Genomic DNA, 24,485 nt, shown 5'->3' on the forward strand with positions numbered 1-24,485 from the left:
CGCGAGGATGGGCGCATGGTGCAGATGACCGACGCCGAGTTCGAGGAGCTGGTGGGCGCCGTGTTCGACGCGCTGCCGGACGCGATCGTCGGGCACCTCGACAACGTGGCGTTCCTCATCCAGGACCAGCCGTCGGGGGAGCGGCCGCGCCTGTTCGGGCTCTACAGCGGACGGCCGCTGACGACCCGCGGCGTCTATGGATTCGGTGAGCTGCCGGACCGCATCACGCTGTTCCGCAACAACCTGGAGGAGAGCTGCTCGGACGTCGACGAACTGCGCGCCCGTGTGCGGGTGACGCTGGTGCACGAGATCGGGCACTACTACGGCCTCGACGACGCGAAGCTGCAGGAGCTCGGCTGGGCCTGATGCGCGACATCCCCATGCGCATTTTGGACTAAATAACGCTTATCGGCTCGGCAAACGCGACATTTGGTCCAAATCGTGACGCCCGGGAGGGGTCAGACGGCGCGGAGGACGGCGACGACCTTGCCGAGGATCTGCGCGTAGTCGCCGAGGATCGGCTCGAAGTTGGAGTTGCGCGGCAGCAGCCACGTGTGGCCGTCGCGCTGCCGGAAGACCTTGACGGTGGCCTCCTCGTCGAGCATCGCCGCCACGATGTCGCCGTTCTCCGCGGTGTTCTGCTGGCGCACCACGACCCAGTCGCCGTCGGTGATGGCGGCGTCGATCATCGACTCGCCGACGACCTTGAGCATGAAGAGCTCGCCGTTGCCGACCAGCTGGCGGGGGAGGGGGAAGACCTCCTCCACCTGTTGCTCGGCCGTGATCGGCACGCCGGCGGCGATCCGGCCGACGAGCGGGACCATCGCGGCGTCGCCGACAGGGGTCTGGTTCTCGTAGTCGACGGACTCGGACGACGACGACGGCAGGTCGATGAGGATCTCGAGGGCGCGGGGGCGGTTCGGGTCGCGGCGCAGGTACCCGCTCAGCTCCAGCTGGTTGAGCTGGTGAGTGACCGACGAGAGGGAGGAGAGGCCGACGGCGTCGCCGATCTCGCGCATGCTCGGCGGATAGCCCCGCTGGTTCACGGACTTCTGGATCACGTCGAGGATGGCGAGCTGCTTCTCGCTGAGGTTCTTTCGGCGGCGCGTGCCGCCCCGCGGAGCCTGATTCTCGTTCGACACGCTCGTCCCTTCGTGAGCTCGACCGCATCCGCTCGTCCCGAATGTCGGTGGTGCCTGGAAAGGTGAACTCCAGACAATCGAAACTGTATCCACGATACGGCCGGAAACAAACATGTGTTCGAGTGTGTCTCGAAATCCGTGGGCGGATTTCTCGGGCGCATCGGGCCTTGCGGTTTCGGACATTCGAAGATACATTCGGAACACAGCTTCGCATCAGCGACGCACGAGGAGGTCACGGCCATGAGCACGACGGTGATGGTGAGCAGCACGATTCCCGCTCTTCCCGCGGGCGCACGCACGCGGCTGCGTCTCACGCGACGCGGTCGGGCTGTGCTGACGACGCTCGCGGCTCTCCCGCTCATCCTCGGAGCCCTGGTGTTCGCGCTCAATGGGGGCGGCGCCGTGGCGACCAGCGAGCAGGCCCACGTGGCCTTCCAGCACGTGACGGTGGAGTCGGGCGACTCGCTCTGGACGGTCGCGGAGCGCATCGCGCCGAGCGCCGATCCTCGCGACGTCATCGCCGACCTGGTGCAGCTGAACGGGCTCGACGCCTCCGGCGTCGTGTCGCCCGGGCAGCAGCTCGCGGTCCCGACCAAGTACGAGCACTGAGACCAAGTACGAGCACTGAGACCAAGTACGAGCACTGAGCAGCGCGATCGACCGGGCGTCATACGGGGGAGTCGTGCCGGTCGACCTGGCTAGCATGGAGGGGTGACCTCCCTTTCCGATCTCCCGATCCGTGATGACCTGCGTGGACGGACGCCGTACGGTGCCCCGCAGAAGTCGGTTCCCGTCGCTCTCAACGTGAACGAGAACACGCATCCGGTGCCGGAGGACGTCGCGGCGGACATCGTCTCCCGCGTCGCGGTCGCCATCACGGGCGTCAACCGCTACCCCGACCGCGAGTTCACGGAGTTGCGCGAGGCCTTCGCGCGCTACCTCGGCCACGGTCTCGACGCGAGCCGGATCTGGGCGGCGAATGGATCCAACGAAGTGCTGCAGCACATCCTGCAGGCGTTCGGAGGGCCGGGCCGCAGCCTGCTCGGGTTCGCCCCGACGTACTCGATGTACCCGTTGCTCGCCTCCGGCACCGGTACCGACTGGATCGCCGGGCCGCGCGACGCCGACTACGAGCTGACGCCGGAGACCGCCGCGGCGGAGATCCGCCGCACCGACCCCGACATCGTCGTCCTCTGTTCGCCCAACAACCCCACCGGCACCCCGCTGAGCCTCGCGACGATGGAAGCCGCGTATGACGCGGCCCGTGGCATCGTCGTCGTGGACGAGGCCTACGCCGAGTTCATGCCCGAGGGAGAGCCGTCCGCGCTCGCTCTGCTCGAAGGGCGCCCCCGTCTCCTGGTCTCGCGGACCATGAGCAAGGCCTTCGCCTTCGCCGGCGCCCGCGTCGGCTATCTCGCCGCCGACCCGGCCGTCGTCGACGCCCTTCGTCTGGTGCGCCTCCCCTACCACCTGTCGGCGCTGACCCAGGCGGCGGCGCTGGGCGCCCTCGCCCACGCGGACGAGATGCTCGCGATGGTGGGGGAGATCCGGCAGCAGCGCGACCGGCTCGTCGTCGAACTCGCGGCACTGGGATACGCGCCGCACCGCAGCGGCAGCAACTTCGTGCTGTTCGGCGGAGTGGAGGACCCGCACGCGGTCTTCGAGGCGCTGTTGGAGCGCGGCATCCTGATCCGCGACGTGGGCATCCCGAACCACTTGCGGGTCACCGCGGGGACCGAGTCAGAGACCACCGCCTTCCTGGAGGCGCTGGCCGCGCTCGGGCGCCCGTCCGGCAGCGCGTCCGCCGTCCCAGTAAACTCGCAGTCATGACCGATCGCACCGCCAGCCTGCAGCGCGAGACCAGCGAGTCGAGCATCGAGCTGAGCCTCGACCTCGACGGGACGGGCGTCTCCGAGATCGCCACCAGCGTCCCGTTCTACGACCACCTGCTCACGGCGTTCGCGAAGCACTCGCTGACCGACCTGCGCGTGCGCGCGAACGGTGACACGCAGATCGACGTGCACCACACCGTCGAGGACGTCGGCATCGTGCTCGGTCAGGCGATCCGCCAGGCGCTCGGCGACAAGAGCGGCATCTCCCGGTACGGCGATGCGCTCGTGCCTCTGGACGAGGCCCTGGTCCAGGCGGTCGTCGACCTCTCCGGCCGCCCGTACCTGGTGCACGGCGGTGAGCCCGCCGGGTTCGAGTTCCACCTCATCGGCGGTCACTTCACGGGCTCGATGGTGCGTCACGTCTTCGAGGCCATCTCCTTCAACGCGGCCATGACGACGCACGTCACCGTCATCGGCGGGCGCGACCCGCACCACATCGCGGAGGCGGAGTTCAAGGCGTTCGCGCGCGCGTTCCGCCAGGCGAAGGCGCTGGATCCGCTGGTGACCGGCATCCCGTCGACCAAGGGCGCGCTGTGACGGCTTCCGGCACACCCGACGTCGTCGTCTTCGACTACGGCTCCGGCAACGTCCACTCGGCCGTCAAGGCGCTCGAGGCGGCGGGCGCGAACGTGGAGCTCACCGGCGACCGGCGGCGTGCGCTGGAGGCCGACGGCCTGCTGGTGCCGGGCGTCGGTGCCTTCACCGCGGTAATCGATGCGTTGCGCGCCTCGCACGGTGACGAGGTGATCGACCGCCGGCTCGCGGGCGGTCGACCGGTGCTCGGCATCTGCGTCGGCATGCAGGTGCTGTTCGAGCGCGGCGTCGAGCACGGCGTCGAGACCGAGGGGCTCGGAGAGTGGCCGGGCACCGTCGGGCTGCTGGAGGCCGAAGTCGTTCCGCACATGGGCTGGAACACGGTGGACGCCCCAGAGGACTCCGTGCTGTTCGCCGGCGTGCGCGATGAGCGCTTCTACTTCGTCCACTCCTACGCCGCGCAGGACTGGACGCTCGAGGTGACGGGGCCCTTCCCGAAGCCGCGCGTCACCTGGGCCGAGCACGGTCCGCGCTTCGTCGCCGCGGTCGAGAACGGCCCGCTGAGCGCCACCCAGTTCCACCCCGAGAAGTCCGGCGTCGCCGGCATCCAGCTGCTGCGCAACTGGATCGGCACCCTCTGAACCCGCCTCTCGGCGCATCATCCGTCCCGCTGTTCCGCGGGCCCGAACGAGGAAACACTGTGAGCGAATTCAACAAGACGCCGAAGCTCGTCCTGCTCCCGGCCGTCGACGTGGCGGATGGCAAGGCCGTGCGTCTGACGCAGGGCGAGGCCGGCAGCGAGACCAGCTACGGCGACCCGGTCGACGCGGCCGCCGAGTGGGCGGACGCCGGCGCGGACTGGATCCACCTGGTCGACCTCGATGCGGCTTTCGGCCGCGGGTCGAACCGGTCCCTTCTCAAGAAGGTCATCCGCCAGGTCAAGGGCGTCAACATCGAGCTCTCGGGCGGCATCCGCGACGACGAATCGCTGGAGCAGGCGCTCGAGATCGGCGCGACGCGCGTCAACCTCGGCACCGCCGCGCTGGAGAACCCGGAGTGGGCCGCCCACGTGATCGGGCAGTACGGGGAGGCGATCGCGGTCGGGCTGGACGTGCGCGGCACGACGCTCGCCGCGCGCGGCTGGACGCGCGACGGCGGCGACCTCTGGCAGGTCCTCGACCGCCTCGAGGAGGCCGGCTGCGCCCGGTACGTCGTCACCGATGTGACCAAGGACGGCACGTTGCGCGGACCGAACATCGACCTGCTGCGTCAGGTCATGGACCGCACCGAGCGCCCGGTCGTCGCCTCCGGCGGCATCGCGAACCTCGACGACATCGCCGCCCTGCGCGAGCTGGTCCCGCTGGGACTCGAGGGCGCCATCGTCGGCAAGGCGCTCTACTCCGGCGCGTTCACGCTCCCCGAGGCGCTGGATGTCGCGGGCTACTGACCCGGGCGACGGTCAGGACGCCGCGGCGGCGCGCCCGCCCGCGACGCCGACCGAGCAGGGCGCCGACCGCCTGCGGAGCTTCGCGGCCTCGCTCGCCGACTCCGCCGGGCAGCCCTGGGACGGGCGGCATTTCGACGACAACCCGTTCGGTGACGACGACGGAACGGCGCCCCCCGCGCTGCTCGGCGCCCTCGCGGCGTTCCGCGCGGGGGAGGTCGGACCCGAGGCGGTCGTGCACGCGCTCGGGGAGTCCCGCCTCCTCATCCCGCTCGTAGCCGAACTCGGTGACGAGGGCACGACCGATGCCGGACTGACGGTGGACAAGTCGCAGGAGCTGTCGATCGTGACGGTCTCCGGCCCGGACGGGCGGGGCGTCCTGCCGGTGTTCTCGTCCGTGACGGCGATGCAGACCTGGAATCCCGCCGCGCGTCCCGTCCCTGTCGACGGCCGTCGAGCCGCGCTCGCCGCGGCCTCCGAGGAGACGGAACTGATCGTCCTCGACCCGACCAGCGAGACGGAGTTCGTGTTGCGGCGGCCCGCGGTCTGGGCCGTGGCGCGAGGGGAACGCTGGCTGCCGAGTCACCGCGATCCCGAGGTGTCCGCCGCCTTCGACGCGTCGATCGCGACGGAGCTCGGGGTCCACGCCGTGCGGTTGGACGCCGGCGACCCCGACCACCGGTTGCGGGGGGAGGAGCTCGTCGTGCGGCTCGCGCTGGCCACCGGCCTGACCAGGGAGGAACTGGACGTCATCCTGGCCCGGCTCGCCCAGCGCTGGGCCGCGGACGACGTGATCGCGACGCGCGTGGACTCCCTCCGGGTGCAGTTGGTGGCGGCGGACTGAGCGATCACGACGGTCGGGCGGCGGTCCCGAATCGTCGGTCCGATTGAGCGTTTCTTGCGTCGGCCCGCGCGCCCCTCGTATCCTGAGCGCGCCGTGGAGAGCCCTACCGGCGGTCGGGGGAACGATCGCCGGGCGATACGCCAGAGATCACGCTCGAGGCGGGGCATCCGCAGATCGGAGCACCGATGCGTGCCTCAGCTCGCACCATCCTCACCACCCTGCTGTCGGCCGGCGCGATCGCCGTGTCGGTCGTGGCGGGCGGGACGGCCGCCCAGGCGGCGACGGGGACACCGGCGCCGCCGCCGGTGAACGCCCAGTTCGACTACCAGATCGGCGGACCGTACACACCGGCGGCGTCCGTCGGGATCGTCGACCGCGATCACACCGCCGCCCCGGTCGCCGGGAAGTACAACATCTGCTACGTCAATGCGTTCCAGACGCAGCCCGACGACACCACGACGTGGGCGGGCGCGAACGACGACCTGATCCTCCGCAACGCGAAGGGCGTCAAGGTCGGCGACCCGGAGTGGAACGAGTACCTGCTCGACACGTCCACCGCGGCCAAGCGCACCCGGATCGCCGCGATCGTGAACGGCTGGATCGACGAGTGCGCCACCAAGGGATTCCAGGCGGTCGAGCCGGACAACCTGGACTCCTGGACGCGCTCGAAGAGCGGCGGCAAGCAGCTGCTCACGAAGCAGAACAACGTCGACCTGGCGACGCTCCTCGCCGCGCACGCGCACCAGAAGGGCCTCGCGATCGCGCAGAAGAACACGACGGAGCTCGGGTCGGCCGGCAAGAACGCGGTCGGCTTCGACTTCGCGATCGCCGAGGAGTGCCAGTACAACACGGAGTGCGACGCCTACACCTCGGTGTACGGGAACAACGTCATCGAGATCGAGTACACCGACAACCCCCGCTCCGCGTACACCCAGGCGTGCGCCGCGCAGGGCAAGAACATCTCGGTGATCCTCCGCGACCGCGACGTGGTCGCGAAGGGGAACAGCGCCTACCGCTACGAGTACTGCTGAGCGATCGGCCGCAGACGGAGCGGGTGCGGACGTGCGATCGTCCGCACCCGCTCCGTCGGACGGGGATCGACGGAGGGGAGGACAGGTGAGGATCGGCATCCTCGGCACGGGCGCGATGACCGCGGCGCTCGGCCGCCGGCTGTCGGCCATCGGGCACGACGTCGTCGTCGGGTCGCGGGATCCCCTCCGGGCGGAGGCGCTGGCCCGCGAGGTCGGCGCCAGCTCCGGGACCGACCTGCTCCACGCGGCGCAGAGCGACGTCGTCATCGTCGCGGTACGGGACACGGCCGCTCTCGAGGTCGTGCGCGCGCTCGCCGGCGAGCTCGCCGGTCGGGTCGTGCTCGACCTGGGCAACCCGATCGATCCGCCGCATTTCGAGAGCCGCTACGGGGCCGGGCCGTCGCTGGCCGAGCGGATGGCGGAGGCCGCGCCCGGCGCGATCGTCGTCAAGGCCTTCAACACGGTCTACGCGGAGCAGCTCGCCGGAGACGGGAGTCCGCAGGTGCTGGTGGCCGCCGACGACGGCCCGGCGAAGACGCTCGTCACTGAGCTCGTCGTCGCGATCGGCTGCGAGCCTCTCGATGTCGGCGCGCTGCGCGTCTCACGGCACCTGGAGCGACTGGCCGGCTTCGAGGTCGACCTCGTCGAGGGCGGCTACGCTCGTGCGACATCGCTGCGGGTGATCGACCTCCCCGGCTGACGCCACGCCGGCGGATGGCCGCCGCCGTTCAGGCGGTGCGCAGCATCCGCAGTCCGCCCACCAGGGCCAGCACGCCGACCGCCGCGACGAAGACGATCAGGACGGGGACGAGCGGCCACACGATCAGGGCGACGCCCACCAGGAGCACGGGCAGGGCGAGACCGATGTAGGCGACCAGGAAGATCGCCGCCAGGACCTCGCCGCGCCGCTCGGGGGCGGAGAGCGCCGCCGTCACGCCGATGGCCGAGCGGAAGAGGAGGCCGACGCCCGCTCCGGCCAGGATGCCGCTCACCAGGAACGCCGCCAACGACGCGACCAGGACGCCCGCGGCGAGACCCGCGAGTCCGACGAGCATCAGCACCAGGGCGAGGGCCAGCTGGGCGCGCATCCGCAACCGCGCGAACACGATCTGCGACAGGGCGGAGGCGGCGAACACGGTGAACGGGACCGCGCCGGCGAGGAGGTGCGAGCTCTGGTGCAGGACGCCGGAGACCACACTCGGCGCGAGCGAGGTGAAGAGGCCGAAGACGGCGAAGCCGGCGAACGCGGCGACGGCGGCGGCGGAGAACGCGCCGCGCGCCGAGGCGGGGAGCGAGATCCGCTGCGGACGGTAGGCGGGGCGCTCCTCGGCACGCTCCACCGTCTCGGGCACGAGCGCGACCGCGAGCGAGGCCAGTGCGAGCACGACCAGGAACACGACGTACGGCAGCAGCAGCGGAGCAGGGAGGAACTGCGCGAACGCGCCGCCCAGCAGCGGACCGAGGGCGAGTCCGCCCGTGTTGACGACGGTGGAGACCGTCCCGGCCAGCCGGGGTCCTTCCTCCGGACGGGCGACCGCACGGAGCTCGCTGAGATGCGCCGTCGCGCTCGCGGTGAGAGCACCCACCCCCACACCGGAGAGCACGCGCGCGACGATCAGACCCGAGACGTCGTTCCACACCAGGAAGACGGCCGCGGCCAGGAGCTCGACCAGCAGGGCGATCAGGACCATCCTGCGGCGGCCGGCCCAGTCGCTCAGATGTCCGATGAGGAACAGGCTGGCGATGACCCCGACCGCGTAGGCGGCGAAGACGACGGTGATCACCCAGGTGGGGAACCCGTCCCGCGCCTGGTACAGGGCATAGAGCGGGGTCGGCACGGTGGAGAACGCCATCACCGCGAGGAACGCTGCGGCGATGACCCAGAATCCTGCATCATGGCGGAAGCGCCAGCCGCCGGCGCTGCGGAGCGGAGCGGTGTGCTGTGCGGGGACGGAAGCGGTCTCGGGTTCGCGGATGGTGGTCATATGTGAAGAATGCACCGCCCCGGCAATCGAGTCCAACGGATAGAATCGATGCCTGCCATCGGAATCATCGATGGCCGCACTATCATGGGCCCATGGAGACCCGTCAGCTCGAATACCTCGTCGCCGTCGCCGAAGAGCTCAACTTCACGCGCGCGGCCGAGAGGGTGTTCGCAGCCCAGTCCACGGTCTCCGCCGGCGTCCGGGCCCTCGAACGAGAGCTCGGCGCCGCCCTGTTCGAGCGCGATCCGCACGGGGTGCGGCCGACCGCGACGGGCGTCGCCGTGCTGGAGGAGGCCAGGGAGGCGCTGCGGGCCGTCGAGCGCGTTCGGGATGCGGCGCGCGGCGACGGCGAGCTGCGCGGCGTCGTGCGGGTCGGCATCTTCACCAACCTCACGACGATCGACCTGCCGGGGATCATGGGGGAGTTCCATCAGCGGCATCCCCTCGTCGATCTGCGCCTCGGGCCGTCGCCCAGCGGCTCGACCGGGCTGGCGGAGGATGTGCGGCAGGGGCGGCTCGACGTCGCCTTCGTCGGCCTCCCGGATCGCCTGCCCGGGCTGCTCGAGCGCGAGCTGGCGGTCTCGCCGTTCGTGGCCGTGGTCGCGGCCGATCACGCGCTGGCCGGACGCCCGGAGGTGTCGCTGGCCGAGCTGGCGGACGAGCAGTGGGTCGACGCCCGCGCGGGGTTCGGCAACCGGGTCACACTCGACCGGGAGCTCGCCGCGCGCGGCATCTCGCGCCGTGTGCCGACGGAGCTGTCCGATCTGGGCGAGATCCCGCGGTTCGTCGCCGCGCGCCTCGGCGTCGCGGTCCTTCCCGCTCTCACGGTCATCCCCGCCGCGGGTGCCGTCGTGATCCCCCTGAGGGAGCGCATCGAGTGGCGGCTGGACGCGATCGCGCGCCCGCGCCCGAGCACGGCCGCGCTCGCGATGCTCGACCTCCTGAGCGAGCGCTTCGGCCGGTCCCGTACGCTGGAGGCACGATGACCGTCTTCGCCGCCCTCGTCCTGTTCCTCAACGCCGCCTTCAACGTCTTCGCGTGGTCCCGCTTCTTCACCCGCGTCCGCCGGGACGCCCGAGCCCGCGACGCCGCAGGCAAGGCCACCCCGTTCCTCGTCGTTCACGCGGTGCTCCTGGCGGTCGCGCTGCTGCTTGCGGTGCTGTCGGCGATCGCGGGGGTCGCGCTGCTGCTGCAGTGAGTGCGCGTCGTCGACATCGCCCTGCGGAGCGATCCCGCGCCGATCCGGAGTTGTACGCGCGGCGGCGTGAGAACGCCGTCTGAACGGCGAACTGAGCGGTGTGGCGGTACGGCTTTCCGGAGCAGGCGGGTGCGTGGGACCATGAGGGCATGGCCGTGAACATCACGGGCGACGCCGCGGCGGACGCCCTTCTCGACAGCTCGCCGTTCGCCCTCGTGGTCGGGATGCTGCTCGACCAGCAGGTGCCGATGGAGACGGCCTTCGCCGGCCCGGCGAAGCTGCGCGACCGGCTGGGCGCACTCGAGCCCGCGCAGATCGCCGCGCTCGACCCGGACGAGCTGACGGCCGTGATGAAGCAGACGCCCGCCGTCCACCGCTTTCCCGGCTCGATGGCGGGTCGCGTGCAGGCGCTCGCCGCCGCGATCGTCTCCGACTGGGGCGGCGACACGGCCGCGATCTGGACGCGCGACGATCCGTCGGGCGCGGAGGTGCTGCGCCGTCTCAGAGCGTTGCCCGGCTTCGGCGAGCAGAAGGCGAAGATCTTCCTCGCCCTGCTCGGCAAGCAGAAGGATCTGCAGGCGCCGGGCTGGCGCGAGGCGGCAGGGGACTACGGTGCCGAGGGCTTCCGGTCGGTCGCCGACATCGTCGACGCCGCGTCGCTGACCCTCGTGCGCGAGCACAAGCGCGCGATGAAGGCGGCGGCGAAGGGCTGAGCCGCTCCGGGGGTGTCGGGGGTCCCCGGTAGGTTGAGGGGAGGTTCGACGGAAGGGGCAGCGCGTGTTCGTGCTCGACGGAGTCATCGTCACCAGCGCCAGCGATCTGACCGAGGCCTCCAAATGCGAGTTCGCGTTCCTGCGCTCGCTCGACGTCAAGCTCGGGCGCATCGAGAAGGCGCCCGAGATCGAGGACCCGATGTACGTGCGGTCATCCCGGCTGGGCGACGAGCACGAGCACCACATCCTGGAGCGCTACCGCGAGACCTTCGGGAGCGGCGTGGCCGAGATCGCGCGCCCCGAGAATCTGACGGCGGACGCTCTGGCGGAGGCCGTCGCGCTCACCTCGGAGGCGTTCCGGTCCGAGGCCGAGGTCGTGTTCCAGGCGACGTTCTTCGACGGGGCGTTCGTCGGCTTCGCCGATTTCGTGGTGCGTCGTCCCGACGGCCGCTACCGCGTGCAGGACTCCAAGCTCGCCCGCAGCGCGCGCGTCACCGCACTGCTGCAGCTCGCCGCCTACGCCGACCAGCTGCGCCGGCTCGGGGTGGACACCGACGAGACCGTCGAGCTGCTCCTCGGCGACGGATCCGTGAGCGAGCACCGGCTGTCCGACATCGAACCGGTCTATCGCAAGCGCCGCGCCCGTCTGCTCGATGTGATCGACGCGCATCTGGCCGATCCGGGTCCGGTCGCGTGGGGCGACCCCCGCTTCACCGTCTGCGGTCGCTGCGACACGTGCGACGCCGAGGTGCAGGCCTCCCACGACGTGCTCCTGGTCGCGGGGATGCGCGTCACGCAGCGCGACCGCCTGATCGCCGCGGGGCTCGACACCATCGACTCGTTGGCCGCCTCCGACGGGCCGATCGACGGGATCCCCGACGGCACGCTCGAGGGGCTGCGCGAACAGGCTCGGCTGCAGCTGCGGGCCGCACCGGGGGAGGCCCCTCCCGTCCGGGTCTACAACGCGCCCGTGCTCGCGGCCCTTCCGCAGCCCGATCCGGGCGACCTCTTCTTCGACTTCGAGGGCGATCCGCTCTACACGGAGGGCGCGGGCGAGCGCTGGGGACTCGACTACCTGTTCGGCATGGTCGACGTGGACGCCGAGTACACCGCCTTCTGGGGGCACGACTTCGCAGCCGAGCGGGTGGCACTGGAGGCGTTCCTCGCGTTCGTGCGCGAGCGCCGCCGACAGTACCCGCAGCTGCACATCTACCACTACGCGGCCTACGAGCAGACCCATCTGCTCGCGCTGGCCGCCCGCCACGGCGTCGGCGAAGAGGAGGTCGACGGCCTGCTGCGCGACGCGGTGCTGGTCGACCTGTACCCGCTGGTGCGCAAGGCCGTCCGAGTGGGGTCGCGCTCGTACTCGATCAAGAAGCTCGAACCGCTCTACATGGGCGACGAATTGCGCCACAGCGAAGTCACGAACGGCGCCGACTCGATCACGGAGTACGCCAATGCCCGCGACCTGCTGGCGCTGGGACGAGACGACGAGGCGCAGCCGTTGCTCGACGCGCTCGCCGACTACAACCGCTACGACTGCGTCAGCACCCTGCGCCTGCGCGACTGGCTGCTCGACCGCGCCGCGGAGAACAGCATCCCGGTCGGCGCGGCACCCGTCGACGACCTCGAACCCGCCCCGGAGGAGTCGCCGTTGCGCGCCGCCCTGCTCGGGTTCGCGGGCGATCCGCTCGACCCCCACCGCACTCCCGATCGAGCGGCGATCGCCCTTGCGGCGGCCGCGATCGACTTCCACCGCCGCGAGCAGAAGACCTTCTGGCAGTCGCACTACGCCCGCCTCATCCAGCCGATCGAGGAGTGGGCCGAGACCCGCGACGTGCTCGCCGTCGAGTCGGTGCGGGTCGTCCGCCACTGGCACCAGGACGACGGACAGCGTGTCGAACGCCGCGAGCTGCTCCTGAGCGGGCAGTGGGGAGCGGGGAGCGCCGTGCGCGTCAGCGAGCGCAGCGGACCCTTCCTGCTCTACGAGTTCCCGGGGCCCTACCGCCAGCCGCGTGCCCAGCCGGGCTCGCGCACCGCCCGCACCGTCGCCGTGATCGGAGCGACCGACGACGGCTCCGTCGTGGTTCGGGAGACGCTGCCGAAGGACGTCCTCCCGTACCGCAACACGCCCACGGCGCTCACACCCGCGGCGCCGCCGGACGCACGACGGCTGGGCGAGGCGATCCGCGAGTGGGGCTCCGACCTCCTCGCCGCGCTGCGTGGCGGCACCTGGCCGGTCGATGCGACGGTCGATCTGCTGCGCCGCACACCGCCGCGCACACGCTCGGGCCGGCTGGCCGACGAGGGGCCGGCCGACGGCGGCGGACGCATCACGGCGGTGGTGGCGAGCCTGCTCGACCTCGACCGCTCGTACCTCGCCGTGCAGGGGCCTCCCGGCACGGGCAAGTCGTACCTCGGCGCGCACGTCATCGCCCGGCTCGTCGCCGAGCACGGCTGGCGCGTCGGAGTGGTCGCCCAGTCGCACGCGGTGGTGGAGAACCTGCTCGACCGCGTCGTGGCGGCCGGGCTCGATCCCGCACGGGTCGGAAAGGCGGCGAGTGCCTCCGCCGCTCCCGACATCGAGCGGGCCTACACGGTTCTCCCGTCGGACGCCCACCTGGTCTTCGCGGAGGACAACGCGGCGTCCGGCTTCGTGCTGGGCGGGACCGCCTGGGACTTCGCCAACCCCGGCCGTGTGCCGCGCGACAGCCTCGATCTCCTGGTCGTCGACGAGGCGGGCCAGTTCTCCCTCGCCTCGACCATCGCCGTCGGTGTCGCCGCGCGCAACCTCCTGCTGCTCGGCGACCCGCAGCAGCTGCCCCAGGTCAGCCAGGGCCGCCACCCCGAACCGGTCGACGGTTCGGCGCTGGGTTGGGTGAGCGAAGGGCACGACGTGCTGCCGGCCGCGTACGGCTACTTCCTCGCCGAGAGCCGCCGCATGCATCCGGCTCTGGCCGACGCGGTCTCCGTGCTCTCGTACGAGGGGCGGCTGCACGCCCACCCCACCGCGAGCGACCGCGTGCTCGACGGCGTGGAGCCGGGCCTGCACCCCGTCCCCGTCGCGCACACCGGCAATGCGACCGCGTCGCCGGAAGAGGCGGCCGTGGTCGTCGAGCTCGTCGACACGGTGCTCGGGCGCTCCTGGACGGACCCGTCCGCCGGTGCGGCCGACGCACCTCTCGCTCCCGAGGACGTCATCGTGGTCACGCCCTTCAACGCACAGCTCGCGCAGGTGCGCACCGCGCTCGACGCCGCCGGGCACACAGCCGTGCGGGTCGGGACGGTCGACAAGTTCCAGGGGCAGGAGGCCGCGATCGCGATCGTGAGCCTCGCCGCCTCCAGTGCCGCGGACGCGCCGCGCGGCATGTCGTTCCTGCTGATGAAGAACCGTCTGAACGTCGCGATCTCGCGCGCGAAGTGGGCGGCCTTCCTCGTCCATTCGCCCGAACTGTCCGAGTTCCTGCCGACGACCCCGGCGGGCGTCACCGAGCTCAGCGGGTTCATCCGGCTCGTGGAGGACATCCCCGCCTGGTCGCCGGAGGCCGCGCGGGTTACGGTGGAGGGATGAACCGCGAGGAGCTGCAGACGCTCGCGGCGCTCCGGCGGGCGCGCGATCTCATCGACCGCGACTACGCCAAGCCGCTCGACGTGCCGACCCTCGCCGCGCACGCCTACATGTCGGCCTCCCACTTCTCGCGCCGATTCCGCGCCGCCTACGGCGAGACGCCGTACAGCTACCTGATGACACGCCGCATCGAGCGCGCGATGGCCCTGCTCCGCACCGGGATGAGCGTGACCGACGCATGCATGACGGTTGGCTGTACGTCGCTCGGGTCGTTCAGCGCGAAGTTCAGCGAGCTGGTGGGGGAGACGCCCTCCAGCTACCGCTCCCGCGAGCACCTCTCCGTCACCGCGATGCCGGACTGCATCGCCAAGCAGCGCGTCCGTCCCGTGCGCGAGCGTCAGCGGAGCAGCTGAGCCCGCCGGCGCCGGGGCGCGCACCGCACCAGGACGGGGCGAGCAGTTTTGGAGAAGCGCCTCCCGTGCCGCCTTCGTAGGGTGGAGCCATGAGCATCTCCGTGCACTTCGTCGACATCATCGCCACCGACCCCACCGAGTCCCTCGCGTTCTATCGCGACGCGCTCGGCCTCGACGTCCTCAACGACGTCGCCTACGACGGCCACCACTGGATCACGATGGGGGTCGCCGGCGAGCCGGGCTCGCAGATCGTCATCTCCGACCCCTACGCGGGGCGCCCAGAAGCCGACGGCGACGCGCTCGCCGCCCTCGCCGCCAAGGGAACCCTGCCGGGCGTCGTCTTCAGCACCGATGACGTCGACGGCCTCTTCGAGCGCATCCGCGCGACCGGAGCGGAGGTGCTGCAGGAGCCGATCGACCAGTTCTACGGCTCGCGCGACTGCGCCTTCCGCGACCCGGCGGGCAACCTGGTGAAGATCCAGCAGTGGGGGATCGCGCAGTCGCAGCCCGCGTAGGCGCCCGCTCTCAGACCCGGCGCACCGAGACCGGCACGAACTCTCGGACCCGGTGGGCGACGGTCGCCGCGCAGGTGCTGAGCAGCGGCTCCGAGAGGCGCTCGCCCACCTCGACCTCGACCGCTCCGCCGGCGTGCGCGAGGCGGACGGTCCACCCGTGCGGGTGCGCATGCTCCTCCAGCACGCGGAAGGCCTCGATCGCGTCGTCGCCGGAGTGGTCCCGGGCGAACGCCTCTGCCGCCTGCGCGACGGTCGAGAGCGCGGTGCGACCGCGCAGGTAGCGGGGATCGACCCGGCCCTCTGCGTACCGCGCGACCACGTGCCCGGCTTCGGCAGCGGGGACGCGCCCGTAGAGCAGCCCGTGCGGGAACACGATCATGGTCGCGGCGAAGCGGTCGCCCCCGAGATGCGAGCACTCCCAGGTCTCGTCGGGATGCGCCGCCGCCAGCGCCTGCACCACCGGTCGTCCGCGGACGGCGCAGCACTGATCGTGCCGGGCGTGCGCGCACACCGCGTAGACCGGGCGGTCGCTCGGAACGCCCGCGCTGCCGTCGAGCGGCAGCGCGAGCAGCTCCTCCTCCGTGTCCGCACGTCCCCAGCGGATGGCGGCGCGCCCCGGACGGGCATCCACGAGGGCCCAGCGCCAGGACCGCTGGCCGCGACGGTCCTCCGCTCGCAGCCCGGTGCGGCGGATGGCCAGCGGACGGATCCCCGCGGCTTCAGCCCGCGTCACCAGCGCTGCGCCCACGGCCGGGTCGAGGGCCGAGTCGAAGAAGGCGTGCCGCCCCCACCCGCTCTCGATCTCGACCAGCAACCACCGCTCGCCGAGGCCGGCGGTGCCCGCGAGCGGGTCGTCCCGTTCGCGGGCGCGGTCGCTGCAGGGGAGCCAGCCGGCCGCCGTCGTCATCGGGGGTCCGTCACGGCGCGATCACGACGACGCCCTCCCGCAGCAGTCGCCGAGCGACGACCACCGCGGACTCCGGGTCGAGGCCGGGGAGCTCGCCGACACGGACTGGACGCCCGTCCAGGAGCCGTTCGACGGCGGCGCGCGCCGCGATCGGGAGGGCGACGGTGCGGCCGGCGAGACGGATCGTCACCGTCTCGACCTCGACGGTGTGCTCGGGCCGGAGTCCGCTCCGTGCGGCGACGACGGTCATGCCGTCCAGCCGGTCGGAGGCCGCCACCGTGGCGAGGGGGCGGACCGGTCCGGGAGGCGAGTCGCGACGCCGCCGCGCACGCAGCGTCGCCCCGACCGCCGCGGCGACGGCCGCGCGGCGCGCGGGATCATCGAGCGCCGCGCGGAGCGTGTCGAGGGCAGCCGACACTTCGGCGTCGACCGTGGCCTGGTCGTCCGGGTCGAAGCCCAGCGGCAGCGACGCGCGGAGGGCGGCGATGTCGGAGGCCTGCCCGACCGCGGCAGCCATCACCTCCTCGCGCGTGTACGCGGCGACCCCGACCGTGAGATGGATGGAGAGCGCGCCGAGCGCGGTCGCCGAGTGGATCCAGCCACGCGGCAGATAGAGGGCGTCGCCCGGGCGGAACGTCTCGTCGATCGCGGGCGGCTCCTGCGCTCGGGCGGCGACGGCGGCACGGTGGTCTGTCCACGGCTGGCTGCGCAGCGGATCCGGGTGCACCGGCTCGTGGATGCGCCACTGCTTCTCCCCGGCGATCTGCAGCACGAACACGTCGTGCACGTCGTAGTGCGGGTCGAAGCCGCGTGCGGAGGCCGGCGTGATGTACGCGTTCACCTGACAGGGATGACCCAGCTCGGCGGAGAGCGCCCGCGCGAACTCCGCGATCGGCGCCCAGGTGCGATGCAGCCCCTGGAGCACGAGCGTGGTGCCCGCGGCGAGCTCGGCGAGCACACGGTCGCTCGCGAGCTGGTCGCCGATCTCGGCCCCGAAACCGCCACCGCCCGTGTAGCGCGCGGCGGGAAGCACGTTGCCCTCCTTCGCCATGCGGGCGAACGGGGTGCGGAGCGCCCGGTCGGCGACGAGTGTGTCCGCATCCTCCGCGCTGAACAGGTCGGCGAAGCCGCCGTCGAGGTCGGCCGCGCGGGTGAACAGCGGCCGGCGGCCCCAGTGGTCCGCCGCGAACGCGTCCCGCCCGATCGCCGTGCAACGCGAAAGCGCGGGCCGGTCGCCCGGCCCGCGCCCGTCCGTCGCCATCAAGCGGACCCGTCGGCTCCGCCGTCGTGGCCGCTGGGGTTGGCTCCGCCGTCGGCCGGGCCTTCGCCGGCCGATCCGTCGGCTCCGCCGTCGTGGCCGTTCGGGTTGGCTCCGCCGTCGGCCGGGCCTTCGCCGGCCGATCCGTCGGCTCCGCCGTCGTGGCCGCTCGGGTTGGCTCCGCCGTCCGCGGGGCCTTCGCCGCCGCCGCTGGAACCGGTGGTGATGTCGTCGTCGTCGATCGCGCCCATGGGGGGCCTCCACTTCGCTCGGTGCCCGCCACACTACGCGCGCCGCCGCCTGCGTCATAGGGGTGTCCGGAACAGCGCGGGCGAGACGTCCCTCGTCACATTTCGGAATGCTTTTTGACCCTCCACCGGGCGGCTGAGAGGCTGAGTCCACCGGCGGACGAACACCGGTATCACATCCCCCCTTCACAAGAGAGAGGCACAGCCATGCCCGACGCCACCCCTCCTGCCGGTTCGCCGGCTCCGGCCCTGCCCGAGAAGCCGAAGAAGTCCAAGACCGGCTGGTTCGTCGGCATCGGCGTCGCGGTGGTCGCCGTCGTCGTGGCGGGCGTGCTCATCGCCGTCAACCTCGTGGGCACCGGATCCTCGCAGGCCGCGGGCTCGAAGAACGTCACGGTCAAAATCGGCACCACCGAGCAGGCCGCCCCGTACTGGTCGATCCTCAAGAAGAAGGCGGCGGCGGAGGGCATCACCATCGACGTCGTCGGCTTCAGCGACTACACGCAGGCGAACCCGGCGCTCGCCGACGGGCAGATCGACCTCAACCTCTTCCAGCACCTGCAGTTCCTCGCGAACTACGACGTGCAGGCCAAGCAGGATCTCGTGCCGATCGCCTCCACGCTCGTCGTGCCGCTGCCGCTCTACTCCAAGAAGTACGACTCGGTCGACGCCATCCCGCAGGGCGCGCAGATCGCCATCCCGAACGACGCGACCAACCAGGCCCGCGCGCTCCTCGTGCTCCAGAAGGCCGGCCTCCTCACGCTGAAGGACGGCGGCAACACTTTTGCCACGCCCGCCGACATCGACGCCGCGGCCTCGAAGGTCACTGTGATCCCCGTCGACGCGGCCCAGACCGCCCCGGCGCTCAACTCGGCCGACGGCGCGATCGTCAACAACAACTTCGCGCTGACCGCGGGCATCGACCCGAAGTCCGCCATCTTCCAGGACGACCCGAAGTCCGAGACCGCCGAGCCCTACATCAATGCCTTCGTCGCCCGCGAGAAGGACAAGGACAACGCGACGTACCTCAAGGTCGCCGAGCTCTACCACTCGAAGGAGGTCACCGAGTCCGTTCTCGCCGAGTCGAAGAACACCGCGGTGATCGTCGACAAGCCGCAGTCCGACCTGATCGCGGTCCTCGACACCCTCAAGAAGAACATCGAGGCGGCGAAGTAGCACGGTGAGTCCCATCATCGAGTTCCGTGGCGTCACCAAGAGCTTCCGCTCGGGTGACGCCACGGTCACCGCCGTCGAAGACATCGATCTCGCCGTCGAGCGCGGCGAGATCTTCGGCATCATCGGCTACTCCGGCGCCGGCAAGAGCACGCTCCTGCGCCTCATCAACGCCCTCGAGCACGCGACCAGCGGCTCGATCGTCGTCGATGGCCGCGAGCTCACCGCGCTGAAGGAGCGCGAGCTGCGCAGCGTCCGCGCCGGGATCGGGATGATCTTCCAGCAGTTCAACCTGTTCCGTTCGCGCACCGTGTTCGGCAACATCGCCTATCCGCTCAAGGTGGCGGGCTGGCCGGCGGACGAACGCAAGACGCGCGTCGCGGAGCTGCTCGCCTTCGTCGGGCTGACCGAGAAGGCATGGGCCTATCCCGACCAGCTCTCCGGCGGCCAGAAGCAACGCGTCGGGATCGCGCGGGCGCTCGCGACGAATCCGGACATCCTCCTCGCCGACGAGGCGACCAGCGCCCTCGACCCCGAGACCACCGCCGACGTGCTCGCGCTGCTCAAGCGCGTCAATGAGGAGCTCGGCGTCACGATCGTCGTCATCACGCATGAGATGGAGGTCGTCCGGTCGATCGCCGACCGCGTCGCCGTGCTCGACTCCGGGCGGGTGATCGAGCAGGGGAGCGTCTTCGAGGTGTTCTCCGACCCGCAGACGTCGACCGCTCGGCGGTTCGTCGGCACGGTACTCCGCAACCAGCCCGACGCCGCCGACATCGAGCGGCTGCGCGGCAAGCACACCGGTCGTATCGTCTCCGCCCGCATCACCGACGACGGCCGGCTGGGCTCGGTGCTCTCGGATGCGGTCGGCCGTCACGGCGTGCGCTTCGAGATCGTCTACGGGGGCATCTCCGCGCTGCAGGGCCGCTCGTTCGGCAGCCTCACGCTCGAGCTGCTCGGTGAGCCGGCCGCCGTGGACGCGCTGGTCGCCGAGCTGCGCACCGTCACCGAGGTCGAGGAGGTCGCCGCATGAGCGACTGGTCCACTCTCTGGCCCGTCTATCTCGACTCGATCGGGCAGACGCTCTGGATGGTCGTCGTCACCCTCGTGCTCGGCGGCGTCTTCGGGCTGGTGCTCGGCGTGCTGCTCTACACCACCCGCAAGGGCGGCCTGCTGGAGAACACGGCGGTCTTCACGGTCCTCAACATCGTGGTCAACTTCATCCGCCCGATCCCGTTCATCATCTTCATGACCGCGATCGCCCCACTGACGCAGGCGGTGCTCGGAACGTTCCTCGGCACGCCCGCGGCGATCTTCCCGATGACCATCGCCGCGACGTTCGGCATCTCGCGGATCGTGGAGCAGAACCTGGTCACGATCGAGCCGGGCGTGATCGAGGCGGCCCGCGCGATGGGATCCCCCCCGCTGCGCATCATCGCCACGCTGCTGATCCCGGAGGCGCTCGGCCCGCTCATCCTGGGCTACACGTTCATCTTCGTCGCGATCGTCGACCTGTCGGCGATCGCGGGCAGCATCGGCGGCGGCGGCCTGGGCAATTTCGCGATCGCCTACGGCTACCAGCGCTATGACTGGGCGGTGACCTGGATCGCGGTCATCACCATCGTCGTGCTGGTGCAGGCCGCCCAGTTCCTCGGCAACTGGCTGGCGCGCAAGGCGCTGCGCCGGTAGCGGCTGCTGCCGCTCGGGACGACGGCGTATGCGTGCGGGCGCAGACGTCCCGCGGCGATGCACGCGGTCGTCGACCGCGTCAGGTCGGGCCGGTGTAGCGGCCGACCGGTCGCAATCGGAGCGGAGGCTCACGGTACTCCGCGAGCGCGTGCAGCACGAAGCCGATCGACCGCGCCGTGGCGAAGATCACCTCGCCGGCGTCATCGCGCATCCCGTGCGCGAGCGTGAGCGCGCCGAGCGCGAGGTCGACGTTCGGCAGCGCACCGGTGCGATCGCTCAGGAGGCGCGCCGCACTCCCGACCGCGGCGAGCACCGGACCGGCATCGGGGTCGCCGCCCAGCAGGTCGAGGAGGGCTCTGGCCCGTGGATCCCCGTCCGGGTAGAGCGGTTGCCCGAACCCCGGGACCGGTCCACCGGTGCCGACGACGGCGTCGGCGACGACCCGTGCGGGTTCCTCTCCGTCGACCACCCGGGCGAGCAGGCGATGCGCCGCCCGGCTGGCGTTGCCGTGCAACGGGGAGTCGAGCGCGCCGATCCCAGCGACCACGACGCCGTATGGAGTCGCGCGCGCGGAGGCCGCGGCGCGGGCGGCGAGAGTGGACACGGCGAGGTCGTGGTCGATGAGCAGCACGAGCGCCGCGTCGAGGGCGGCGACCGCGCTCGGCGCGGGCAGCCCGGTGCGGAGCCGGCGGTGCAGGCGCAGTGCGAGCGGGTCGGTCTCCTGCTCACCCTCGGCCCGGAGGAGGGGGAGCGCCTCCACCATCCCGGCGACCATGCGCTCGGCCGCCCCGGCGACGCTCGCCGGGTCGAGGGAGGTCCGCAGCGGGTCTGCGGAGGCGAGGGCTGTCACCGCGATCAGCTGCCGGTCGCGGTCCCCGGCGGAGGCGGGCAGCGACTCCACCGCACGCCGGACGTCGGCCATTCCGGCGCCGGGGCGGAACCGGATCTCCGGCTGCCAGTCGCCGGTGAGCGCCCAGTGCGCGACCGTCTCGAAGCTCTCGGCGGCGAGATCGGTCGCGCGGCGCCCGCGGTAGTACAGCTCGCCGTCCTCGATCAGTGCGAAGTCTGTCTCGATCACCATCAGAGGGCGGCCCTCGGAGCGACCGCCCTGAGCACCGGCCGGCGCGTCGCGACGGCGGCGGGATGCGGCGAAACGCTCGACCTCCAGTGCGTCGAAGGTGGAGCCCTCCGCCGTCCGCACCCGGGTGAGGCGGCCGCGGGCGACGTAGGCGTACAGGGTCTCGAGCTTGACGCCGAGCCGCGTGGCGGTCTGCTCGGCGGTCAGCCGGGGGAGTGCATCCATGTTGATCCGATCAACGTTGACGTCGTGAAAATCCATGTTCACACTAGCCTCATGAACCGGATGGACGACACCCTGATCGACGTTCCCCGCGGGCTCACCAACGTCGTCGCCGCGCGCACCGCGCTCGGCGACGTGCGCGGGCAGGAGGGGTTCTACCACTACCGCCGGCACTCGGCGGTCGACCTCGCCCGCGATCGCACCTTCGAGGAGTCCTGGTATCTGCTGCTGCACGGCGAGCTGCCGGGCGACGCGGAGCTCGACGCCTTCCGGGTCCGTATCGCGGAGGCCCGCCGCGTGCCGGAGGGGGTCGCCGCGCTCCTGCCCGCGATCGCACGGCTCACCGCAGGCGATCCGTTGGCCGGACTGCGGATGGCGCTCACGGCGGTCGCGGCGGCGGACGGCATCCGTCCCCTCTACGACGAGGACGCGGACGCCCGGCTGCGCGACGCGATCCGCATCGCCGCGATCACCCCGGTCGTGCTGGCCTCCCTGCACGCGCTCGCCGGGGAGCGTCGGCCGCTCGCGCCGCGGGACGACCTCGGCCATGTCGCCGATTACCTCTTCCTCCTCACCGGGGAGGAGCCCGCACCGGAGCACGAGCGCGCCCTGAGCACCTACATGACCGCGGCGATCGACCACGGCTTCAACGCCTCCACCTTCACCGCTCGCGTCATCGCCTCGACGGGAGCGGACCTCGCCTCCGCGGTCGGTGGCGCCCTCGGCGCACTCTCCGGCCCGCTGCACGGTGGTGCGCCCAGCCGCGCGCTCGACACCCTCGACGCGATCGGCACGCCCGACCGCATCGACGAGTGGGTCACCGCTGCCGTGCGCTCCGGTGACCGCATCATGGGCTTCGGCCATGCCGTGTACCGCACCGAGGACCCGCGCTCCCGGATGCTGCGGGATGTCGCCCTCGGATTCGGCGGTGCACGCGTGGACTTCGCGGTGCGCGTCGAAGAGCGCGTGCAGCAGCTGCTCGCCGAGCTGAAGCCCGGGCGCGAGCTGCACACCAACGTCGAGTTCTACGCCGGCATCGTGATGGAGCTCTGCGGCATCCCGCGCCCGATGTTCACGCCGACCTTCGCCGCCGCGCGCGTCGTCGGCTGGACGGCGCACGTGCTGGAGCAGGCGGAGGACGGCAAGATCTTCCGACCATCAGCGCGCTACGTCGGTCCCGATCCGGTGCGGGCCTGAGCACAGCATCCGCGGTTGCGCGCCGTTGCGGGACGAGAGCGGCGGGGCGAGCCGGTCCAGCCGTCTCGAGACCAGGCGCACACGTCGGCGCTGCGGCGGGGACGTCAGGGAGTCGGCTCCAGGGCGTCGTACCGCCGGAAGGCCCCCTGCACGCGCACGACGGTCGCGACGAGCACGATGATCAGGAGTCCGCCCAGCAGCGGCGGGAACCAGAGCGCGCCGGTGAGCGCGAGGAGGCCGATATAGAGGTCGCCGAGCCGCGGGCCGCCGGTCACGACGACCGTGAACACGCCCTGCAGCCGCCCGCGCATGGTGTCGGGCGCCGAGGCCTGCAGGATGGTCATGCGGAAGATGGAGCTGACGTTGTCGGCCGCGCCGGAGGCGGCGAGCAGGAGCGTGGCGAGCACGAGCGCCGGGAGATTGGCCTGGGCGATCGACGCACCGCCGCCCGTCCAGCCGCCGAGCGCCACCACGGCCAGCACGATCCCGAAGCCCAGGATGCTGGCGCCGTACACGAGGATGGCCCGCTCCACGGCACGACCCTGCCAGCGCACGTGACCCAGCCTCCCCGAGAAGACGCTCGACACGAGGGTGCCGACGGCGCCGGCCGCGGTCAGGATGCCGACGGTCACCGGACCGCCGCCGATCAGCAGCGCGCCGACGGCGGGGAACAGCGCGCGCGGCTGACCGAACGTCATCGCGATCACGTCGAGCACGAACGTCATGCTGAGGTTGGGCGCCGATCGCAAGAAGCGCAGACCCTGCAGCACCGACGCGAGCCCGGCGCTCTGCTTCTCACCCTCCGGCACGATCGCCGGCAGGGTGAAGATGCCGAGGAACGCCGCCGTGAAGAGCAGCACGTCGAGGGTGTACGTCCACGGGATGCCCACCGTCGCCACCAGCACGCCCGCGAGCGCCGGTCCGACGGTGACCATCACGCCCATGCTGATCCCGCCGAGCGCGCTCGCGGCGGGGAGGAGCCGGGTGGGCAGCAGGCGCGGCGTGATCGCCTGGCGTGTGCCGCCGATCATGACCGACGCCACCGCGTTGATCGTCGTGAGCACATAGAGCGGCCACACCACCTGGATGTCGAGCCACGCGAACACCGCGATGCCCGCAGTGGAGGCCCACGCGACGATGGCCGTGATCAGTGCGACCAGCCGACGGTCGAACGCGTCGGCGAGCACCCCGCCGTAGAGCCCGAACACGATCATCGGCACGAGCGCGAAGAGGGCGACGAGTGCCACCGCCAGGGTCGACCCGGTCAGGTCGTAGATATGGAGGCCGACCGCCACGATGGTCATCTGACCGCCGATGCCGGAGATCGCGCCACCGAGCCAGAGGCGCGCGAACGCGGGGGACTCCCTCAGCGGGCTGAGGTCGACGAAGTGGCGCCGGCGGGCCAGCGTCGTATCGTCGGGCTCCTTCGTGTCG

Annotated in this window: 26 protein-coding genes; 19 read left to right on the forward strand and 7 right to left on the reverse strand. The window is 71.6% G+C overall.

Annotation, left to right across the window (positions count from 1 at the left end; all coding sequences use genetic code 11):
- Window positions 1-15: 15 nt before the first annotated feature.
- A complete protein-coding gene (locus LLS1_RS08400) occupies window positions 16-366 on the forward strand; it encodes a metallopeptidase family protein (protein ID WP_223357194.1) in 351 nt (116 codons plus the stop codon).
- Window positions 367-458: 92 nt separating this feature from the next.
- On the opposite strand, the gene lexA is transcribed toward LLS1_RS08400, so the two are convergent.
- The gene (gene lexA, locus LLS1_RS08405) at window positions 459-1,142 is read right to left on the reverse strand and encodes a transcriptional repressor LexA (protein ID WP_223357192.1); all 684 of its coding nucleotides are present in this window, start codon (window positions 1,140-1,142) and stop codon (window positions 459-461) included.
- A gap of 240 nt (window positions 1,143-1,382) precedes the next feature.
- Here lexA and LLS1_RS08410 point away from each other — a divergent pair, with 240 nt between their 5' ends.
- From LLS1_RS08410 to LLS1_RS08445, 8 genes are all read left to right on the forward strand, one after another.
- A complete protein-coding gene (locus tag LLS1_RS08410; protein ID WP_223357190.1) occupies window positions 1,383-1,751 on the forward strand; it encodes a LysM peptidoglycan-binding domain-containing protein in 369 nt (122 codons plus the stop codon).
- 102 nt (window positions 1,752-1,853) lie between these two features.
- On the forward strand, window positions 1,854-2,972 hold the full coding sequence (locus tag LLS1_RS08415; RefSeq protein ID WP_226654701.1) for a histidinol-phosphate transaminase: 1,119 nt from the start codon (window positions 1,854-1,856) through the stop codon (window positions 2,970-2,972).
- Window positions 2,969-3,571, forward strand: coding sequence for an imidazoleglycerol-phosphate dehydratase HisB (hisB, locus tag LLS1_RS08420; RefSeq protein WP_226654703.1), 603 nt, complete (start codon window positions 2,969-2,971; stop codon window positions 3,569-3,571). The genes LLS1_RS08415 and hisB overlap by 4 nt, the downstream gene beginning before the upstream one ends.
- Entirely contained in the window at window positions 3,568-4,209 is a 642-nt protein-coding gene (gene hisH / locus LLS1_RS08425; RefSeq protein WP_226654705.1) for an imidazole glycerol phosphate synthase subunit HisH, read from the forward strand. The genes hisB and hisH overlap by 4 nt, the downstream gene beginning before the upstream one ends.
- Window positions 4,210-4,268: 59 nt before the next feature.
- On the forward strand, window positions 4,269-5,015 hold the full coding sequence (gene priA, locus LLS1_RS08430) for a bifunctional 1-(5-phosphoribosyl)-5-((5-phosphoribosylamino)methylideneamino)imidazole-4-carboxamide isomerase/phosphoribosylanthranilate isomerase PriA (protein ID WP_223357182.1): 747 nt from the start codon (window positions 4,269-4,271) through the stop codon (window positions 5,013-5,015).
- On the forward strand, window positions 4,999-5,856 hold the full coding sequence (locus tag LLS1_RS08435) for an SseB family protein (protein ID WP_226654706.1): 858 nt from the start codon (window positions 4,999-5,001) through the stop codon (window positions 5,854-5,856). The genes priA and LLS1_RS08435 overlap by 17 nt, the downstream gene beginning before the upstream one ends.
- Window positions 5,857-6,041: 185 nt before the next feature.
- On the forward strand, window positions 6,042-6,887 hold the full coding sequence (locus LLS1_RS08440) for an endo alpha-1,4 polygalactosaminidase (protein ID WP_226654708.1): 846 nt from the start codon (window positions 6,042-6,044) through the stop codon (window positions 6,885-6,887).
- Window positions 6,888-6,972: 85 nt separating this feature from the next.
- Window positions 6,973-7,587, forward strand: a complete 615-nt coding sequence (locus LLS1_RS08445; protein WP_226654710.1) for an NADPH-dependent F420 reductase — start codon at window positions 6,973-6,975, stop codon at window positions 7,585-7,587.
- A 28-nt stretch (window positions 7,588-7,615) separates the two neighbouring features.
- Here LLS1_RS08445 and LLS1_RS08450 read toward each other — a convergent pair whose 3' ends face one another.
- Window positions 7,616-8,872 carry an MFS transporter gene (locus tag LLS1_RS08450; RefSeq protein ID WP_226654712.1) on the reverse strand — a complete coding sequence of 419 codons (1,257 nt, stop codon included), beginning with the start codon at window positions 8,870-8,872 and terminating at the stop codon, window positions 7,616-7,618.
- 92 nt (window positions 8,873-8,964) lie between these two features.
- On the opposite strand from LLS1_RS08450, the gene LLS1_RS08455 reads away from it, so the two are divergent.
- From LLS1_RS08455 to LLS1_RS08480, 6 genes are all read left to right on the forward strand, one after another.
- A complete protein-coding gene (locus LLS1_RS08455; RefSeq protein WP_226654714.1) occupies window positions 8,965-9,858 on the forward strand; it encodes a LysR family transcriptional regulator in 894 nt (297 codons plus the stop codon).
- Window positions 9,855-10,070: an SCO4848 family membrane protein gene (locus tag LLS1_RS08460; RefSeq protein ID WP_226654716.1), complete on the forward strand. Its 216-nt coding sequence runs from the start codon at window positions 9,855-9,857 to the stop codon at window positions 10,068-10,070. The genes LLS1_RS08455 and LLS1_RS08460 overlap by 4 nt, the downstream gene beginning before the upstream one ends.
- A 149-nt stretch (window positions 10,071-10,219) precedes the next feature.
- On the forward strand, window positions 10,220-10,783 hold the full coding sequence (locus tag LLS1_RS08465; protein WP_226654718.1) for an HhH-GPD-type base excision DNA repair protein: 564 nt from the start codon (window positions 10,220-10,222) through the stop codon (window positions 10,781-10,783).
- 64 nt (window positions 10,784-10,847) lie between these two features.
- Window positions 10,848-14,354, forward strand: a complete 3,507-nt coding sequence (locus LLS1_RS08470; RefSeq protein WP_226654720.1) for a bifunctional RecB family nuclease/DEAD/DEAH box helicase — start codon at window positions 10,848-10,850, stop codon at window positions 14,352-14,354.
- Complete coding sequence (locus LLS1_RS08475) at window positions 14,351-14,764, forward strand: helix-turn-helix transcriptional regulator (RefSeq protein WP_226654722.1); 414 nt, start codon at window positions 14,351-14,353, stop codon at window positions 14,762-14,764. The genes LLS1_RS08470 and LLS1_RS08475 overlap by 4 nt, the downstream gene beginning before the upstream one ends.
- Window positions 14,765-14,853: 89 nt before the next feature.
- Window positions 14,854-15,279 (forward strand): VOC family protein, encoded by a 426-nt coding sequence (locus tag LLS1_RS08480; RefSeq protein ID WP_226654724.1) that lies wholly within the window; start codon window positions 14,854-14,856, stop codon window positions 15,277-15,279.
- Between the two features lie 10 nt (window positions 15,280-15,289).
- On the opposite strand, the gene LLS1_RS08485 is transcribed toward LLS1_RS08480, so the two are convergent.
- Genes LLS1_RS08485 through LLS1_RS08495 form a run of 3 tightly spaced genes read right to left on the reverse strand, consistent with a single transcriptional unit; the run spans window position 15,290 to window position 17,695 of the window.
- Window positions 15,290-16,186 (reverse strand): sucrase ferredoxin, encoded by an 897-nt coding sequence (locus LLS1_RS08485; protein ID WP_226654726.1) that lies wholly within the window; start codon window positions 16,184-16,186, stop codon window positions 15,290-15,292.
- 10 nt (window positions 16,187-16,196) lie between these two features.
- On the reverse strand, window positions 16,197-17,447 hold the full coding sequence (locus LLS1_RS08490; protein ID WP_226654728.1) for a cupin domain-containing protein: 1,251 nt from the start codon (window positions 17,445-17,447) through the stop codon (window positions 16,197-16,199).
- Window positions 17,447-17,695 (reverse strand): BatC protein, encoded by a 249-nt coding sequence (locus LLS1_RS08495; protein WP_226654730.1) that lies wholly within the window; start codon window positions 17,693-17,695, stop codon window positions 17,447-17,449. Before LLS1_RS08495 ends, LLS1_RS08490 begins: the two co-directional genes overlap by 1 nt.
- 204 nt (window positions 17,696-17,899) lie before the next feature.
- On the opposite strand from LLS1_RS08495, the gene LLS1_RS08500 reads away from it, so the two are divergent.
- The 3 genes from LLS1_RS08500 to LLS1_RS08510 are packed head-to-tail and all read left to right on the forward strand — an operon-like array spanning window position 17,900 to window position 20,554.
- Entirely contained in the window at window positions 17,900-18,868 is a 969-nt protein-coding gene (locus LLS1_RS08500; RefSeq protein WP_226654739.1) for a MetQ/NlpA family ABC transporter substrate-binding protein, read from the forward strand.
- Window positions 18,869-18,872: 4 nt separating this feature from the next.
- Entirely contained in the window at window positions 18,873-19,898 is a 1,026-nt protein-coding gene (locus LLS1_RS08505) for a methionine ABC transporter ATP-binding protein (protein ID WP_226654741.1), read from the forward strand.
- Entirely contained in the window at window positions 19,895-20,554 is a 660-nt protein-coding gene (locus LLS1_RS08510; protein ID WP_226654742.1) for a methionine ABC transporter permease, read from the forward strand. Before LLS1_RS08505 ends, LLS1_RS08510 begins: the two co-directional genes overlap by 4 nt.
- 79 nt (window positions 20,555-20,633) lie before the next feature.
- On the opposite strand, the gene LLS1_RS08515 is transcribed toward LLS1_RS08510, so the two are convergent.
- A complete protein-coding gene (locus tag LLS1_RS08515) occupies window positions 20,634-21,857 on the reverse strand; it encodes a citrate synthase (RefSeq protein WP_226654744.1) in 1,224 nt (407 codons plus the stop codon).
- Between the two features lie 51 nt (window positions 21,858-21,908).
- On the opposite strand from LLS1_RS08515, the gene LLS1_RS08520 reads away from it, so the two are divergent.
- A complete protein-coding gene (locus tag LLS1_RS08520) occupies window positions 21,909-23,051 on the forward strand; it encodes a citrate synthase (protein WP_374758255.1) in 1,143 nt (380 codons plus the stop codon).
- A gap of 104 nt (window positions 23,052-23,155) precedes the next feature.
- Here LLS1_RS08520 and LLS1_RS08525 read toward each other — a convergent pair whose 3' ends face one another.
- Window positions 23,156-24,457 carry an MFS transporter gene (locus LLS1_RS08525; protein ID WP_223360972.1) on the reverse strand — a complete coding sequence of 434 codons (1,302 nt, stop codon included), beginning with the start codon at window positions 24,455-24,457 and terminating at the stop codon, window positions 23,156-23,158.
- Window positions 24,458-24,485: the final 28 nt, after the last annotated feature.

The organism is Leifsonia sp. LS1, assembly GCF_020521355.1.
Lineage (GTDB): Bacteria > Actinomycetota > Actinomycetes > Actinomycetales > Microbacteriaceae > Leifsonia.

What these genes read in the sequence shown, in the direction of transcription:
- LLS1_RS08400 (WP_223357194.1), top strand. Translation starts at nt 16, where the DNA reads ATGGTGCAGATGACCGACGCCGAGTTCGAGGAGCTGGTGGGCGCCGTG.
- LLS1_RS08410 (WP_223357190.1), top strand. Translation starts at nt 1,383, where the DNA reads ATGAGCACGACGGTGATGGTGAGCAGCACGATTCCCGCTCTTCCCGCG.
- hisB (WP_226654703.1), top strand. Translation starts at nt 2,969, where the DNA reads ATGACCGATCGCACCGCCAGCCTGCAGCGCGAGACCAGCGAGTCGAGC.
- LLS1_RS08435 (WP_226654706.1), top strand. Translation starts at nt 4,999, where the DNA reads ATGTCGCGGGCTACTGACCCGGGCGACGGTCAGGACGCCGCGGCGGCG.
- LLS1_RS08440 (WP_226654708.1), top strand. Translation starts at nt 6,042, where the DNA reads ATGCGTGCCTCAGCTCGCACCATCCTCACCACCCTGCTGTCGGCCGGC.
- LLS1_RS08450 (WP_226654712.1), bottom strand. Translation starts at nt 8,872, where the DNA reads ATGACCACCATCCGCGAACCCGAGACCGCTTCCGTCCCCGCACAGCAC.
- LLS1_RS08455 (WP_226654714.1), top strand. Translation starts at nt 8,965, where the DNA reads ATGGAGACCCGTCAGCTCGAATACCTCGTCGCCGTCGCCGAAGAGCTC.
- LLS1_RS08460 (WP_226654716.1), top strand. Translation starts at nt 9,855, where the DNA reads ATGACCGTCTTCGCCGCCCTCGTCCTGTTCCTCAACGCCGCCTTCAAC.
- LLS1_RS08465 (WP_226654718.1), top strand. Translation starts at nt 10,220, where the DNA reads ATGGCCGTGAACATCACGGGCGACGCCGCGGCGGACGCCCTTCTCGAC.
- LLS1_RS08475 (WP_226654722.1), top strand. Translation starts at nt 14,351, where the DNA reads ATGAACCGCGAGGAGCTGCAGACGCTCGCGGCGCTCCGGCGGGCGCGC.
- LLS1_RS08480 (WP_226654724.1), top strand. Translation starts at nt 14,854, where the DNA reads ATGAGCATCTCCGTGCACTTCGTCGACATCATCGCCACCGACCCCACC.
- LLS1_RS08485 (WP_226654726.1), bottom strand. Translation starts at nt 16,186, where the DNA reads ATGACGACGGCGGCCGGCTGGCTCCCCTGCAGCGACCGCGCCCGCGAA.
- LLS1_RS08490 (WP_226654728.1), bottom strand. Translation starts at nt 17,447, where the DNA reads ATGGCGACGGACGGGCGCGGGCCGGGCGACCGGCCCGCGCTTTCGCGT.
- LLS1_RS08495 (WP_226654730.1), bottom strand. Translation starts at nt 17,695, where the DNA reads ATGGGCGCGATCGACGACGACGACATCACCACCGGTTCCAGCGGCGGC.
- LLS1_RS08500 (WP_226654739.1), top strand. Translation starts at nt 17,900, where the DNA reads ATGCCCGACGCCACCCCTCCTGCCGGTTCGCCGGCTCCGGCCCTGCCC.
- LLS1_RS08510 (WP_226654742.1), top strand. Translation starts at nt 19,895, where the DNA reads ATGAGCGACTGGTCCACTCTCTGGCCCGTCTATCTCGACTCGATCGGG.
- LLS1_RS08515 (WP_226654744.1), bottom strand. Translation starts at nt 21,857, where the DNA reads ATGGATGCACTCCCCCGGCTGACCGCCGAGCAGACCGCCACGCGGCTC.
- LLS1_RS08520 (WP_374758255.1), top strand. Translation starts at nt 21,909, where the DNA reads ATGAACCGGATGGACGACACCCTGATCGACGTTCCCCGCGGGCTCACC.